General features: G+C 64.2%; 15 protein-coding genes and 2 pseudogenes. 11 read left to right on the top strand and 6 right to left on the bottom strand.

The genetic code is table 11. The annotated features are described in order from the left end of the window. Positions 1-3: 3 nt before the first annotated feature. Entirely contained in the window at positions 4-978 is a 975-nt protein-coding gene (locus AWB92_RS12715) for an SDR family NAD(P)-dependent oxidoreductase (protein WP_085186129.1), read from the bottom strand. Then, a pseudogene (locus AWB92_RS12710) lies at positions 975-2187 on the bottom strand (cytochrome P450). The gene AWB92_RS12715 and the pseudogene AWB92_RS12710 overlap by 4 nt, the downstream one beginning before the upstream one ends. A gap of 93 nt (positions 2188-2280) precedes the next feature. Here AWB92_RS12710 and AWB92_RS12705 point away from each other — a divergent pair. Then, positions 2281-2910, top strand: coding sequence for a TetR/AcrR family transcriptional regulator (locus tag AWB92_RS12705; protein ID WP_085186001.1), 630 nt, complete (start codon positions 2281-2283; stop codon positions 2908-2910). 6 nt (positions 2911-2916) lie between these two features. Here the strand turns inward: AWB92_RS12705 and AWB92_RS12700 are convergent. The 3 genes and pseudogenes from AWB92_RS12700 to AWB92_RS12690 form a co-directional block, all read right to left on the bottom strand. Then, a pseudogene (locus tag AWB92_RS12700) lies at positions 2917-3701 on the bottom strand (mycofactocin-coupled SDR family oxidoreductase). Positions 3702-3749: 48 nt separating this feature from the next. Further along, a complete protein-coding gene (locus AWB92_RS12695; protein ID WP_085185999.1) occupies positions 3750-4832 on the bottom strand; it encodes a dihydrodipicolinate reductase in 1083 nt (360 codons plus the stop codon). A gap of 53 nt (positions 4833-4885) precedes the next feature. Continuing rightward, on the bottom strand, positions 4886-5674 hold the full coding sequence (locus AWB92_RS12690) for an SDR family oxidoreductase (protein ID WP_085185997.1): 789 nt from the start codon (positions 5672-5674) through the stop codon (positions 4886-4888). 211 nt (positions 5675-5885) lie between these two features. Between AWB92_RS12690 and AWB92_RS12685 the strand changes: the two genes are divergently transcribed. Beyond that, complete coding sequence (locus tag AWB92_RS12685; RefSeq protein ID WP_085185995.1) at positions 5886-6485, top strand: TetR/AcrR family transcriptional regulator; 600 nt, start codon at positions 5886-5888, stop codon at positions 6483-6485. A 16-nt stretch (positions 6486-6501) separates the two neighbouring features. Here AWB92_RS12685 and AWB92_RS12680 read toward each other — a convergent pair whose 3' ends face one another. Beyond that, positions 6502-7605, bottom strand: a complete 1104-nt coding sequence (locus AWB92_RS12680) for a dihydrodipicolinate reductase (protein ID WP_085185993.1) — start codon at positions 7603-7605, stop codon at positions 6502-6504. Between the two features lie 279 nt (positions 7606-7884). On the opposite strand from AWB92_RS12680, the gene AWB92_RS12675 reads away from it, so the two are divergent. The 9 genes from AWB92_RS12675 to AWB92_RS12640 all read left to right on the top strand — a co-directional run bounded on the left by AWB92_RS12675 (position 7885) and on the right by AWB92_RS12640 (position 15067). Further along, positions 7885-8589, top strand: coding sequence for a hypothetical protein (locus tag AWB92_RS12675; RefSeq protein WP_085186125.1), 705 nt, complete (start codon positions 7885-7887; stop codon positions 8587-8589). 141 nt (positions 8590-8730) lie between these two features. Continuing rightward, positions 8731-10260 carry a VWA domain-containing protein gene (locus AWB92_RS12670; protein WP_085185991.1) on the top strand — a complete coding sequence of 510 codons (1530 nt, stop codon included), beginning with the start codon at positions 8731-8733 and terminating at the stop codon, positions 10258-10260. Further along, positions 10257-11039 carry a CbbQ/NirQ/NorQ/GpvN family protein gene (locus AWB92_RS12665; protein WP_085185989.1) on the top strand — a complete coding sequence of 261 codons (783 nt, stop codon included), beginning with the start codon at positions 10257-10259 and terminating at the stop codon, positions 11037-11039. The genes AWB92_RS12670 and AWB92_RS12665 overlap by 4 nt, the downstream gene beginning before the upstream one ends. Before the next feature lie 15 nt (positions 11040-11054). Next, on the top strand, positions 11055-11183 hold the full coding sequence (locus tag AWB92_RS31050; protein ID WP_277622289.1) for a hypothetical protein: 129 nt from the start codon (positions 11055-11057) through the stop codon (positions 11181-11183). Beyond that, complete coding sequence (locus tag AWB92_RS12660; protein ID WP_142282068.1) at positions 11180-11887, top strand: hypothetical protein; 708 nt, start codon at positions 11180-11182, stop codon at positions 11885-11887. The genes AWB92_RS31050 and AWB92_RS12660 overlap by 4 nt, the downstream gene beginning before the upstream one ends. Positions 11888-11908: 21 nt before the next feature. Then, entirely contained in the window at positions 11909-12340 is a 432-nt protein-coding gene (locus AWB92_RS12655; RefSeq protein ID WP_085185986.1) for a hypothetical protein, read from the top strand. Beyond that, complete coding sequence (locus tag AWB92_RS12650; protein ID WP_085185984.1) at positions 12337-13392, top strand: dihydrodipicolinate reductase; 1056 nt, start codon at positions 12337-12339, stop codon at positions 13390-13392. The genes AWB92_RS12655 and AWB92_RS12650 overlap by 4 nt, the downstream gene beginning before the upstream one ends. Positions 13393-13412: 20 nt before the next feature. Then, positions 13413-13829, top strand: a complete 417-nt coding sequence (locus tag AWB92_RS12645; RefSeq protein WP_085185983.1) for a hypothetical protein — start codon at positions 13413-13415, stop codon at positions 13827-13829. Positions 13830-13855: 26 nt separating this feature from the next. Next, entirely contained in the window at positions 13856-15067 is a 1212-nt protein-coding gene (locus tag AWB92_RS12640) for a cytochrome P450 (RefSeq protein ID WP_085186123.1), read from the top strand. Positions 15068-15289: the final 222 nt, after the last annotated feature.

Genomic DNA, 15289 nt, shown 5'->3' with positions numbered 1-15289 from the left:
CTATTAGCCCGAGCGGTCGCTGACGACCGCGAACAGCTCCGTCATCTCGTCCGCAGGCCCGCCCGGGACGGTGTAGCCGGCCTCGTCGCGAATCTCGGCGAGGTGATCGCGCACGTCCTCGACGGACAGCCCGGACCGGTAGAAACCCCGTGTCCTGCCGATGAAGAAGCGGGCGACGTGCCCGGCGCCGACCGTGTAGATCTCGCCGGAGACCGGGCACTCGCGGTGCACCAGGAAGGCCGCCACCGGCGCCACCAGCGCGGGGTCCAGTTTCTGAAGGTATTGGCCGACAAGGTCATCCAACACGGCCTGGGCCGCGTCGTGCTCGGCGGGCTGCTGTCCGGTCGCGTGCTCGACTTCGCGCGCCAGCATCCGGGTGTAGGCGATCGGCGCGATGGCGTTGACCTTGATGTCGTGGGCCGCCCCTTCGGCCGCGAGCACTCGGGTGAATCCGATCAGTCCGGTCTTCGCCGCGCCGTAGTTGCTCATGCGTTCGGCGCCAAGGATTCCGGCCGCCGAGCAGGTGTTGAGTATCCGGCCGTAGCGCCGTTCGCGCATTACCGTCCACGCGGGTCGCGTCACGTGGAACGCGCCCTTCAGGTGTACGTCGACGAGCGGTTCGAGCCGATCGGCGGTCATGTCCTCGAATGGCGCGTCGCCGACGATCCCGGCATTGTTGATCACGATGTCCACCCGCCCCCAGGCGCGCAACGCGGTGTCGATGATCGCCTGTCCGCCTTCGGGAGTCGTCACGCTGTGGGTGTCGGCGACGGCCTCGCCACCCAGCCCGCGGATCTCGTCGACGACGGCTTGCGCGGCCTCGCCGTTGGAGCCATCACCGGTCACCGACCCACCGGTGTCGTTGATGACGACGCGCGCGCCGCGTGACGCGAGCAGCAGCGCGTATTGCCTCCCCAGGCCGCCGCCGGCGCCGGTGATCACGGCGACCCGCTCGTCGAACCGCAGCTCGTTGGTCACCACCTGACCGGAAGTTCTTTCATGCCGTAGATATTGGCGTCTTTGAACCTCAGTTCCTCCGGTGGTACGCCAATTGAAGCCCGGGTAGGCGGCGTGCCAGCGCGGCGAACGCGACCTGCATCTCGACGCGGGCAAGATTCGCCCCGATGCATTGATGCACGCCGTACCCGAAACCCAAGTGCCCCGGAGGGTTTCGGTCGGGGTCGAATGATTCCGGATTGTCGACGAACTCGGTATCCCAGTTCCCCGCGGGCAGGTTCATCAGGACGAACTCCCCCGCACGGATCAGCTGACCGCCGATGATCAGATCTTCGGTCGCGACACGGTCGACCTGGCTGTGCACGATGGTGAGGTAGCGCATCAGCTCTTCGACGATGTTGGCGACGACGGCGGCGTCGTCGGTGTGTCCGAGTCGCTCGAATACGTCGGGATGTTGCAGCAGCGCAACCGTTCCCAGCGAGATCATGTTGGCCGTGGTTTCGTGGCCGGCCTGCATCATGATCACACTGTTCATGGCCGTGGTGGCATGGTCGAGTTGGCCCGTCGCCACGTATTCGGTGACCAGACGGCTGATCAAATCGTCGCCGGGTTCGCGCTCCTTGCGCTGCACAAGCTCCTCGATGTAGGCGTACATCGCCCCGAAGGCTTGGCCTTTTTGCTCGTCGGTGGACCTGTGGTCGAGCCCAGTCGTGGTGTGGCGTTGGAAAATCTCGAGGTCTTCGGGCGGCACCCCCAACAGCAACGCGATCACCAAAGATGGCACCGGCAAGGCAAATTCACGGACCAGGTCGGCCGGCGCTCCCCCCTCGACCATTCGGCCGAGATAGTGGTCAACCGTTTCCTGAATTTGTGGCCGCATCGATTCGCAACGCCTGAACGTGAAGTTGCTGGTCATCATGCGCCGCAATCGCTGATGCTCGGGATCGTCGGTCCGCGCGAACATCACCGGCACCTTGTTGTCGGCGTCCTTGGGCATGATGGCGTCGGGAATGGTCTTCGCGGACAGGCGGGGATCGACCAGCGCCTCTCTGATGTCCGGTAGCGGCTGACCACCCAGACCGGGTTGCCCTGGAACATCGCCCGGCGGAGGCCCGGCTCTTCGCGCCAGCCCGCGAATTCGGGCGGCGGCGCGAGGGGGCAGCTCGCGGCCCGGGCCGCAGGTAGCACCGGAAGGTCGACGTCAGGGCGGGACTCGGAAGTTCTTGGCATCACCGGCGTTTCCTGGTAAGTGGCAGGGAGCTGTCAATTTGTGAGCCTAGAGCTACACCTAACTGGCAGTCAACCGTCAGTTAAGCTGTCGGGGTGACCGCAGTTGAGGACCGGCCGTTGCGGGCGGATGCCGCCCGCAACGCCGCGCGCATACTGCGCGCCGCGCGAGCCGTATACGGCGAGCTCGGACCGGATGCACCCGTCGAAGCCGTCGCCCGTCGCGCCGGAGTGGGTGAACGAACCCTCTACCGCAGGTTTCCGGCCAAGGCCGATCTGGTCCGGGCCGCCCTCGATCAGAGCATCGCCGAGGACCTGACGCCGGTGATCGACAGCGCCCGGCGTGCCGAAAACCCGCTACTCGGTCTTACCGAACTGATCGAAGCGGCGATATCGCTGGGGGCCCGCGAACACAACCTGCTGACCGCCGCGCGACGGGCCGGATCGCTCACGTCCGACATCTCGGTCTCGCTCAACGAGGCGCTCGGCGAGCTCGCCCGGGAAGGCCAGCGCGTCGGCAGCGTCCGCGCCGACCTGGTCGCCGACGACCTGCCGCGGCTTGTCGCGATGCTCTTCAGCGTGCTGTCGACGATGGATGCTGGCAGCGACGGCTGGCGACGCTATGTCGCCCTCGTCATCGACGCGATTTCGGTGGACGAACGCAAGCCATTGCCTCCCGCCGCTGCGCTGCGCTATGACGTCGGCCCGAACAGCTGGCCGCTGTGAGCAAATTCAGTTGATGGTCACGCCCGCGTCGACCTTGAACTGCAACCCCGTCACGTACCTGGATTCATCGGATAGCAGATACAACACCGCGTTGCTGACGTCGGCCGGCTCGACGGCCGGCGTCGGCATCGCGTTGACGAAGATCGGGATCAGGTCGGAGCGCTGCTCGCCCAGGAGCGGCCCGAACGATGGCGGAACCATCCCGGTCGGGACACCGGTGGGAAGCACGGTATTCACCCGGATGTTCTGCGCCGCCAGTTCATTGGCCAGGGCCAGCGTCAGGCCGACGACACCGTACTTCGCCGCGGTGTAGGGCGTCTGCAGCGGAAATCCCTTGAGAGCGCCGGCCGAGCTGATGTTGACCACGCTGCCACCGCCTTGTTCGAGCAGGTGCGGTATCGCGGCAGCGCAGGTATTCCACACGCCGATCAGGTTCACGTCGACCACCGTGCGCCATTGCTCCGCGGTGGTCTTGTCCCACGCCGCCACCGTCAACACGCCGGCGTTGGCCAGCGCACCATCCAGACCCCCGAGTTCGCCAACGCCGGCATCGACCGCCTCGCGCAGCGCCTCATCGTTGCGGACGTCGACGATATGGCTGACGCAGCGCCGGCCCAACTCCCGAACCAGCCGTACCGTTTCGTCGAGGTCTTCCTTTGTGGCCAAGGGGTATTCGATCTGCGGCAGCGATTGGCAGATGTCGACCAGGATGAGGTCTGCGCCCTCCTCGGCGAGCCGCAGCGCATGGCTGCGCCCTCCTCGGCGAGCCGCAGCGCATGGCTGCGCCCCATGCCGCGGGCCGCTCCGGTGATCAGAATGCATTTACCGGCAACCCGCACCTAACGCTCGTTCCACATCAGGCCGCGCATTGTCGCGGACAGCGGGATGTCCTCCACGGCGATCAGCCCTTGCGGCGCGCGGCACACCCAGTCGATCGCATTGACGGCGCGGCCCGCGGTCGCGATGCAGCCGGCATCGGTGGCATCGAAAAGAGGATGGGAAACGTGGGTGTTGATTTCCACCCGCGGCTCGCCCTCGACGACGACTCGGTGTACGCCCGTATGACCCTCCGGTGGGAACTCCCAGTCGGGCGCGGCGGCGGCCGTAAGCCTCGTCACGTGCTCGAGGGTGATCACCGGTTCGCCGTCCAGCACGCCCTCGGTGGCGAACCGAACCGCAGCCATCTGACCCGGTTCCACCGTCATCATCGTGCAGTCGATGCGCTCGGGTGTGTACCACGGTTCGACGCGCTGGCGCACGTCGTCGAGCTTGATGTCGAGATGGTCTGCCAGACTCCGCACCTGACCTCCCCACATCGCGACGATCACCCCGGGCAGGAACATCATCGCCGGCTCGTCGTCCGGGGCGGATCCGAAACCCATTGCGGCGCCGGTGAACTCGGCATCGTCGTAATTGCCGTAGTCGAATATCTCCTGCACGGTGATCGACGAGACGCGGGTGGTCAGGCTGACCGCCGAATGCACCAACGTGTCGCCGGAGAAGCCGGGGTCGATGCCGTTGACGTATAGCGAGGTGTTGCCGGCCGCACAGGCGCGCTCCAAAGGAACCCGCAGCCAGTCGTCTGCGTGATGCGGTGTCACCAGCCAGACCAGTGACGTGCCGACGACGTTGATGCCCGCCGCCAGAAACTTGGCCATCTGTTCGATGGCCTCCGTCGGCCGGGTCTCTCCTTGCGCCGTGTACACGAGGCAATCGGCGCCCAGGGCGACGAGGGCGTCGATGTCGTCGGTGGCGACGATGCCGGTCGGCTTGTCGAGTCCGCAGAGCTCGGCGGCATCCCGACCGATCTTTTCGGCGCCGGCGGCGTGCACTCCGACCAGTTCCAGATCCGGTCTGCCGATGATCGCTCGCAACGAATGTCGCCCCACGTTGCCGGTCGAGAATTGAATCACTCTGCGCACAGTTAGCCCGATCCTTCCAACGATGGATGCTGACCGATCATGTCAGGCGAAGGTCAGTAGTCGGGTATCGGTAGTGGCGAATTGTTCGAATCGATGCCGCCGTCGACGTGGAAGATCGCGTTCGTCGCATAGCAATCGCGCGTGCACAGATACACGGTCAGCCGTCCGAGGTCCTCGACGTCACCCAGCCGATGCAGCGGGGTGGCCTCTTGCATCTTCTCCAGCGACCCGGGCATCAAGTCCAAGCTGCCCTTCAGGCCATCCGTGGCGAACGAACCGAGCGCGATGGCGTTGACGCGAATCTTCGGCGCGAGTTCCTGAGCCATGGCGCGGGTGAGCGCTTCGAGGCCGCCCTTCGCGACGCAATAGGCGGTCAGCGCGCGTATGCCGAACCGCGCCGAGCCCGAGGAGATATTGATGATGGAACCGTGTCCGGCGGTGAGCATGTGCGGTGCCGTGAGCTGACTCATGATGAAGGCCGAGGTCACACACCAGTCGAAAGTGTGCCGGAAATCTTCGTCGGTGATGTCCAGAAACCGCGCATAGGTGGATCCTCCGACATTGTTGACGAGAATGTCGATGCGTCCGAAGCGCTCCATGGCCGTGTTCACCACACGCTCACCGTCGGGACGGCTCATCGCGTCCGCGACCAGTGCCAGCCCCTTGCCGCCCGCGGCCTCGATACCCTCAATTGTGCCAACGATATCCGCCTCGGTACGTGCGGTCCCGACAATCGTGGCCCCGGCCTCCGCCAAGACGCGGGCAATGCCCGCCCCGACGCCCTTCCCGGCGCCCGTGACGATCGCGACCTGTCCGTTCAGCCGGAACTGTTCCAACGCCATCCCGGGCTCCTTTGGCCGCGCGTGAGGTGTGCGTCGTTCAATCTATGAATCTAACTGACTAAAGTCAACGACTTTGGGCGGATCGGTATCCGTCACGGTGCCGCTGCACCCACAGTGATCAAGTTGTGCAAGCCTTTTTGACGGAAACACGGCATAATGATCTGTTAGCCTCGCTGCTCTGGTATGAGTCGGGTCAACCGTGAGGAAAGAAATGGCTGTGACGGACCGGGTGTCTGCGCGAGAAGCCAAGCGCTTGCAGACGCGAGAGCGGTTGATGGGCGCCGCGATCGCAGAGTTCGCCCGCGCGGGAATGGCAGAGGCCGACGTCAGCGCCATCGTGGCCGCCGCGGGAGTCGCCCACGGCACCTTCTTCTTTCACTTTCCCACCAAAGAGCACGTGCTGCTGGAGCTGGAACGCCGCGAAGAGGACCGCATCGCCAAGCAGTTCGCGCAATTCTTGAAGAACGAGCACGATCTTGCGGGCGCGCTTAACGAGGCGGTCCGCGTCGTAGTCGGACTGGAACGCCGGCTGGGCTACCTGCTCTTCAATGACTTTCTCGCGCTGCACTTCTCCCAAACCCGTCCGCCCACCGAAGACGGCAGGGACCACCCGCTGGTCGTCTTGGTCGCCCAGGAGATCGCGCTTGCTCAGCAACGTGGCGAGACGGATCCTGAGGTCAACCCCATGAACAGTGCGGTGTTCTTCCTGCTGGGTCTCTACTCGCTCTTGATCACCACCAACCACTGGCCGACTGGCCACGATCTGGTGGAAGACTACGTGGCGAGGACGTTGCGCAGCTTGCGGCCTTGATCCACTCCCCGAGCGGCTACGAGCGCACCAGACCGCGCAACGGTACCAGCCCGAGTTCCTTATGGGTGAGGAATCCAGGTGCGGCCTCGCACACGGCCGGCACCGTATTCGCCGGGCCCATCGCCGTCCAGGTGTAACCCGGCTTGGGGTAATTGCCCTGCGGATCGGCCGGCGCTTGGAGGATCAACTCGGTGGGCTCGTCGCCATCGATGACGATGCGGTAGTGGTAGTGTCCACCCCAATCAGGTTGCGGCTCAATGGCATCGTATTCGTCCATGGTGTACATCTCATGAAAGGTGATGAGCGGCTTGCCATCGACCCACGTCGTCCACTTGTGATGCTGGGAGGCGACGGTGCCCTTCTTGATCGAACCCTTAAAGCCCGGCATGTCACTGGTCGGCCCGCCTTCGTACGGAATGTCGCGAATTGCCGTGCCCAGCTTGACGTCCGTCGTGTACCTGTCGACCGTCTTCCCGAGGCCGTCGACCACCATGGCCATCGATTGCGCGAACAGCGGCCAGGCGTTGCCCAGCAGATTCGGGCCGGCCATGAACTCTTCGGGAGTGTTGCCCATCCCCATCTCGTGCAGGTACTTCAAGGTGTCCTTGCCGAAATTCACCACCTCGTAGATGTGGATGGATTCGATGCGGCTCACGATACGAGCCAGCGTCAGCACGAGCAGGTCCCCGGCGAAACCAGGGTTGACACCACCGGCGTGGAATGACGTACCGCCCTCGTGACACGCCGCGTCGATCTTGTCGATGTCGGCCTGGCTGTGCTCGGTTCGATACCACCACGCGCCGCCCGAGGCGACGACGTTCTTGCCCGCGCGCAGCAGCCTGCAGACCTCGTCGGGATCCGACCAAAGCGGCGCGTAGAAAACACAATCTGCATCAAGCGCTTCGATCGCGGCCTTGTCGGTGGTGGCGAGCACCCCGATCGGCGCGACGCCAACGAGTTCGCCGGCGTCCCTGCCCACCTTCTCCTGGCGATTGCAGAGCACCCCGACCACCTCGTACGCGGGATTGTGGGCAAAATGACGCAACGCGACCGTCCCGACATTGCCCATGCCCCACTGGATTACGCGATATTTCTTCTCGGCCGGCGATTTGTGCGTCATTGCAACCCCTTTGGCCTCAACGGCTGAGCGCTCGCTGAGCGTAGGCGTTTCGCCGACACCATGTCAACGGCATAGGCCTGACTAATGTCAGTAATTGGCGCAGCATTCCACTTGAGCTGCCCAGCCGGTATGCCGGATATGGATGTGGTTGTGGTGTTGCTGCCGCGCCATGCACGCCGACCTCGCTCGAACCGCCACACTCTTTTGCTGACTAAAGTCAGCCTGTTATAGTGCACCTATCTGCTCACTCGGCGTTGACGACGGGGAGGGTCTGTGAACCTGCCGAACCTGCAACAGCGCGGCCCGACCCTACCGGGGCTGACGTTCGACGAGCACACGGAGCAATCGCAGCTCGCGCAGCGTCAGGCCGACAAGTGGCTCATCCCCGGCAGCCTGTTGATCGGAACCGCGGCCCTGGGCGTCTTCGGGCTGCCGCTGTTCCTCTGGGGTGTGCGGTTGTTGCGCCGGGCGCAAACCGATGGGCTCTCCGTCCGGCCGATGCTCGTCACGTTGCTCGGTTATCTCGTCATCATCGACGCCGCAATCAACACAGTGGGTTGGGCGCTTGACCTGGTGGCGAACCACACCCTGCTGGCCCGCGTTCTGCTGAACGGCTGGGGCAACATGTTCGACGCCGGCTACTTCTGGCACTACAACGAGCTGTGGATCGGCGGCGCGGCGGGCCCCGGCGAAAAGGCCTGGGAGGTCGGGCTAATCCTGACCGTTTTCACGATGCGGATCGCCGCGGCCATCGGCTTCCTGCAGATGAAGCGGTGGGGCCATCAATGGATGGTCGTCACTTGCTGGATGGGGGTCGTGATCTGGATCGGCTACGTGTTCAACATGACGATGTTCGCCGACGTCCGCTTCGCCGGTGTCGTGCTGCCGGTCGTCGGCTGGTGGCTCTACGACATCTTCTACATCACGCCGTTCCTCGCCATCCCGTATCTCCACACCGTCAACCGCGAAATCTTTACCGACTGAAAGCGATACGGAGGACAGATTGTGGGTTATCTCTGGGAGATCCTTCGCTACGTCGCCGCCTGGGGCGGCACCGGCCTGATCATTTGGTTCTGGTATTGGCTCTTCTCCAACATCGGTACGTTCTAAGCGGTTCGGGTCACCATGGTTGAACTCGCCGATGCCCACGCGCTGGCGCTCGAGCGAAGTTGCGCCGTGACGGCAGTGGCGCTCAGTGAGCAACGCCGCGAAGGTGTGCGGCTCGTGACCGGTGACCGGCGCGCCTTCGGGCTTAACGGGAAGCTCACCTTCGTTCATGTCCCCTACCCCGCCCTGTCCGACTGGACACGCAGGACCCTCACGTGCGGTGTGGCCCTGCAATGTTCGCCGTCGAAAGAACGCATCACCGGATATCGGCTGAACGAGCTGTCCGCCCGCGAATTGCGGGCGCTCACGCTTGTCGAAGCCCGCGTCGCCCTCGGCTGGATCGCGTCGCGCTGGCCGGGGCTGCTGCCCGAGGTCAGACGAGTGCTACCCGAGCTCCCTACCGAAGCCGGTGACATGGACGCCCCCGAGATGCTCAACCGAGCGGTTGCGTTGGCAGCGACAGGTCAGGCGCTGGCGGTGCACCCGCTGCTGGGTAACCTGCCACTGGCCTACACGATGCCGCAGGGTTTGGCCGACAAGTTGCGGCGCAGCTTTGGCAGGATGCCGTGGACGACAACGCAGAAGCGCCTTCCGCGGCCGTACTCGGTTCCCGTCGGCGGCGACGGGGGTGTCCGCAATCCCAACCTGCCGCCGCCGAGCCGACCGCAGGACAACGACTTCGACATCACCCCCGACCATCGACCCGGCATTCCCTATCCGGAGTGGAATGCGTGGACGAAGAGTTTTATGCGAGACCACGTGGCGGTTCTCGAGCGGCCACATACCAGCCGCGATCGCCAACCCGGCTCCATTTCCGCCGACCTTCGAAAATGGTTCGAAGAACACACGCATCGCGCGATGCAGAATCGCCTCGAAGATGGCTCCGACCTGGATGTCGAACAATACGTTAGCTACTACGTCGACACGGCGACCGGCGAGGCGAGCGAACCCCGCATCTTCCGCCAACTGCTACCCAGCGGCCGAGACGTCACCACTGCGCTGCTTCTCGACGGCAGTTCATCGCTGGGAGTGCACGGCGGCCGGATCTTCCGATTGGAATTGGCTTGTGCCGATGCGCTTTCGCGCGCGATGAACCGTGCTCGCGAGCGTCACGGAATCTTCACGTTCACCGGAAACACCCGACACCGCGTCGAAGTTCGCTGCCTCAAGGACTTCGATGACCCCCGATTTGTGCCGCCGAGCGGCCTCGGACTTCAGACCAGTGGTTACACGCGACTCGGCGCGTCACTTCGCCATTTGACGAACCGCCTTCTGGAGCAGTCCTCCGAGCGGCGCCTGCTCATCGTCATCGGCGACGGACTGATCTCCGATGAGGGTTACGAGGGCCGTTATGCCTGGGCTGACGCCGCGCACGCGGTCGAGGAGGCCAGCGACGCGGGGGTTTCGATGTACTACGTCGGCGTTGGACCGACACGAGTCGATCCCCTCCCGGAGGTGTTCGGTCCCCGTCGTTCTCAACGAATCCGGCGCGTCGAGGAGCTGCCGCGCGTGCTGGCCCACGTACATCGAGAGCTGGTCGCCGCATGACGGATACCTACCTTGCAAACGGCAACGAAGTCCAGCTGTTCGAACAAGCCTTCCGCCAACGGATACCGGTGATGCTCACCGGTCCGACCGGGTGTGGCAAAACGCGGTTCGTCGAGCACATGGGCCTGCTGTTGGAGCGGCCGGTGGTCACCATCAGTTGCCACGACGATCTCACCAGCTCCGATCTCGTCGGGCGCTTCATGGTGACCGGCGGCGATGTGGTTTGGACCGATGGACCGTTGACCCGAGCCGTCAAAGCCGGAGCGATCTGCTACCTCGACGAAGTCGTCGAGGCTCGCCACGACTCGTTGGCCATCCTGCATTCGCTGACCGATCACCGGCGATCGCTATACCTCGACCGTGCCGGCGAAGTCGTGCGGGCGCCCGACACCTTCATGCTTGTCTGTTCATACAACCCGGCATATCGCAGCTCGCTGAAGGAACTCAAACCCTCGTTCCGCCAGCGGTTCGTCACGCTTGCGATGACGTACTTGCCGCCCCACCGCGAGGCCGAGGTGATCGTCGGCGAAGCCGGGATTCCCCTGGCCACCGCGCAGCGGCTGGTCGCATGCGCGGTCGCGATCCGCACCGCCGATGAAGCCTTTCACTTCGAACCGCCGTCCACCAGGGTGCTGGTCACCGCCGCCCAGCTGATCGCAGCCGGCGCAACCGAATTGGACGCGGCCGATGCTTGCATACTCGCGCCACTGAGCACCGACGGCGCCATCACCGACGGTCTACGTGAAGTCGCGGCAGCCAGCCTGGCCACCTCGCCCTAGAAAGGAGCAACCGGCATGGACCGACAGGAGGAGAAGCGCAAGCGGGCGCTCATCGTCTTCCAGATCGTCATCTACGGCTATTTGGCCGTGATGTTCGGAATCCAGCTTTACATGTCGTTTGCCCGGGGCTGGTGGGATCTGTGAATGTTCGCCTCGCCCATACGCTTTCGGGCAACGGCTCGTTAAGCCTCGAGGACCACCATGACGAGTCCCGGCTGGCTCAGCGCCGGGCCGACAAGTGGATGATCGTCGGCGCGGCGTTGATGGGTTGTTGGGCGCCGGGCCTGATCGGGTTCCCGATTTTCATGCGCGGGGTGTGGCTGCAGCGCCAGGCCCTGCGCGCGGGCCTGTCGGTGCGGCCCATGATCGTGACCCTGATCGGTTATCTGGTGCTGATCGACGGGATGCTCAACAGCTTGGGCTGGGCCCTGGATCTGGTCGCCAACCACACGCTGATCAACCGGGTGCTCATGGTCGGGTGGGGCAACATGTTCGACGCCGGCTACTTCTGGCATTACAACGAACTGTGGGTGGGCGGCGCGGCCGGGCCGGGCGAGAAGGCCTATGTCGCGGGGCTCATCCTCACGGTCTTCTCGATGCGGGTGGCCGCGGCGATCGGGTTCTTGCAGATGAAGCGGTGGGGTCATCAGTGGATGGTCGTCACCTGCTGGATGGGCGTGGTGATCTGGTCCGCCTACGTGTTCAACATGACGATGTTCGCCGACGTGCGCTACGCCGGCGTGGTGTTTCCGGTCATCGGCTGGTGGCTCTACGACATCTTCTACATCACCCCCTTCCTCGCGATCCCCTACCTGCACACGGTCAACCGCGAAATCTTCTCCGACTGAACAACTTTAAGGAGCGCTGCGATGACAACACCGTCACCCGCCGAGGAAAAGGACCCGACGCCGGATCTGGAGCCGGGAACGACTCCGTATTACGCCCGAATGCACAAATGGATCAAGCGCGCCGTGTTGGTGTGCCTGGTGGCGCTGGTCATCGAGGGTGCGTTCACGTTGCCGTTCATGGCGGTCTATTACGGCTACCCGACGCTGAGCCTGACCGAGATCTGCAGTGAGCTGTTGAAGATTCGGTACTCGAACGACACCCTGGAGTGCAAGTACCCGTACCCGCCCTTCGGGCCGCCGGAGGGCGCGGAGGGCAAGGCGACAGCGCAAGACGTGTGGGGCATCCAGCCGATTCCGAAGTACCACAGGCTAGGGTTCCGCGAACTCGTCAGGATTCACGACGAACGGCTCGCGCGCCAAGCCGCCCAACAGCACGCGGCACCCCACCCGTGACATATCGGGTGGTTCAGTGGACGACCGGCAATGTCGGCAAGAGTTCGGTGCGGGCGATCGCCGCCAATCCGACGTTGGACCTCGTCGGGTGCTATGCCTGGTCGCCGGAGAAGGCTGGGCGCGACGTCGGCGAGCTGTGCGGGATCGAGCCCCTCAACGTGAAGGCCACCAACGACATTGAGGTCCTGCTCGCGCTGAAGCCGGACTGCGTGGTCTACAACCCGATGTTCGCCAACGTCGACGAGCTGGTCCGCATCCTCGGCGCGGGCATCAATGTGGTAGGTACGGCCGGCTTCGTCACCGGCCACTTCCTCGGTGCTGGACGTGATCGCATCGTGCAGGCCTGCGAGCAGGGCGGGTCGACCATCTTCGGCAGCGGCATAAACCCCGGTTTCATTCAACTGTTCGCCATCGTGTCGGCGGGGCTTTCGGACCGAGTCGACAAGGTGTCAATGCTGGAATCCGTCGACACGACGATCTACAACTCCCCAGCCACCGAAATACCAATGGGCTTCGGCTATCCCATCGACCAGGCGGATCTGCCGGCGATCACCGAGAAGGGGTCGGGGGTTTTCCGGGACGCCGTGTTGCTGCTCGCCGACGCTCTGGGCGCGGAGCTCGACGAGGTGCGTTGCCACGCGGAATACGCCCAGACCACCGAGGATCTTCAGCTACCCGGCGACTGGACGATCGCGAAGGGCTGCGTCGCCGGTGTGGACGTCCGCTGGAAGGGGATCGTCGCTGACCGCGAGGTCATCGAGATCCGCGGGCGGTGGCGCAAGGGTCAATCGCTGGACCCGGATTGGCCAATGGACATGGGTTACACAATCGAGGTTCAGGGTCGACCGACGATCAAGACCACGCTGAGCTTCCTTCCGCCCGCGGACTTTCAGGGCGAGACGCTGGACGACTACATCATGTTGGGTCTCACCATCACCGCGATGCCGGCGATCGCCGCCATACCCGCCGTCGTGGCGGCGGCACCCGGGATCGCTACGTACAACGACCTGCCGCTACTCCTTCCGCGCGGAGTACTTTGCGCGGATGCATAACTGTCGATTGGGAGACGTCCATGCCTGAATCGCCGCTGCTTCATCACGTCGTGTTCGCCGTGGCGCCCGAGCGGCATGCAGCCGCCGCGCAAATGTTCACCGACCTGGGGTTTGCCTTCGAGAATTTTCAGCTGCCAGAACTCGGGTTGGACATCCACCTCGACTGGAATCGCGGTATCGAGCTGATCAGCCCCGTCCCGGGATCGCCCGGGGAGGTCGCCGCTTCGGTGAACGAGTTCCTCGAGCGCAACGGCGACGGGGTGTACACGGTGGTAGTTGGGGTTGCGGCGGCCTCCGCCGCCGAAGCCGTCGCCGAGCGATACGGCGCGACAACGCGATTCCGGCAGCACTTCGAGGGTGACGGCTCCTATCTCGACGAGATCGACTTGTCGATCTGCGGCCTGCCACTGACATTTCTGGCCACGGACATCCCGTGACAGCCCAGCAACCCCTCGGCGCGGCGATGCCGAACGTCTTCGACGCCGATCTGCCGGTGCTGGACTACGATGTCACCGACACACCTCAGGAGATCTACCCACAGTTTCGCGCCGCCCAGCAGATCGCACCGATCGCGTTGGGCCCCGTGGGACCCGAAGTGCTGTCCTACGAACTCGCCAGAACTGTGCTGGGTGACCCGCGATTCGGGATTCCCCCGGGCATTCACCTCACCGCGCATGGCGTGACGTCAGGTGAGCTGTGGGACCGGGTCGTCCGCAGCATCCTCTGTATGGAAGGCGCCGAACACCGTCGGTTGCGCAGGCTGGTGTCGAAGGCTTTCACGCCGCGGGCAACCGCGCGCATGGATGAAACGATCCACACGGTCATCAACGAACTCGCCGATGCCGTTGCAACGAAAGGGAGTTGCGAGTTTGTCGAGGAGATCGCACGACCGTACCCGATCCCGGTCATCTGCGCCCTGCTGGGCGCGCCGCGGCAAGACTGGCAGCTGTTCTCGAAATGGGCAGAGGACATCTTCAAGATCGTCAGCTTCGACTGCAATCTCGCCGAGGAGGAGCCCAAGGTCCTCAGGGCCTGGGATGCTTTCGACGACTACATCGACCGGATGATCGCCGAACGGCGCCAGACGCTGACCGACGACTTGCTGTCCGAACTCATCCGGGCCGAAGATCGCGGCGACCGGCTCGACACCGGCGAAGTCCGCATGCTGGCATTCAGCATCCTGGTCGCCGGGACCGACACCACACGTACGCAACTGGCAGCCTCGATGGAAGTCCTTTGCGAACATCCCGACCAGTGGGCGTTACTTCGCGACCGTCCCGATCTCGGTATGAGAGCCGTGGAAGAAACCATGCGGCACTCGCCGTCGATGTGCAGCACCTTGCGCAGCGTCACTGATGACGTCACAGTCGGTGACTACACCTTCCCGGCCGGCACCTTCATCATCGTGAACACCTATGCCGCCAACCGTGATCCGTCGATCTACGAAGACCCCACCCGCTTCGACATCACTCGCGACGAGCCACCGCCCATCCTCACCTTCGGAGGCGGTGCTCACTACTGCCTGGGGGCCAACCTCGCCAGGCGCGAACTCTCCGAAGCGCTCAAGATTCTGTCCCATCGCCTGCCGCATCCGCGGAGCATCGAAAATCCGCCGTGGCGGCCACTTCTCGGCATGAGTGGGCCCACGCGCCTACCACTCGAGTTCGATACGTGATCCGCCGCGTCGCACGACACGTTGCCGGTACAGCAGGCTCGCGTTGAAATAGGTCAGGTAAACAACTGTGGCGGCCACGGCGGCTCGACGAGTGCGAGAATTGAAAAGCGCTAGGCCCAGGCCCGCTTCGATGCTCCCGTTGATGAGAACGTGGGCCCGAATGCGGTCCGTGAAGGCCATTCGATTGACCGATTCGAACGCACGCGGGCAAAGAAGGTGCGC

Origin of the sequence: Mycobacterium sp. IEC1808 (assembly GCF_002101935.1) — a bacterium.
Lineage (GTDB): Bacteria > Actinomycetota > Actinomycetes > Mycobacteriales > Mycobacteriaceae > Mycobacterium.
The sequence above is the reverse complement of the archived record's forward strand: the minus strand, read 5'-3'. Positions and strand labels throughout refer to the sequence as shown.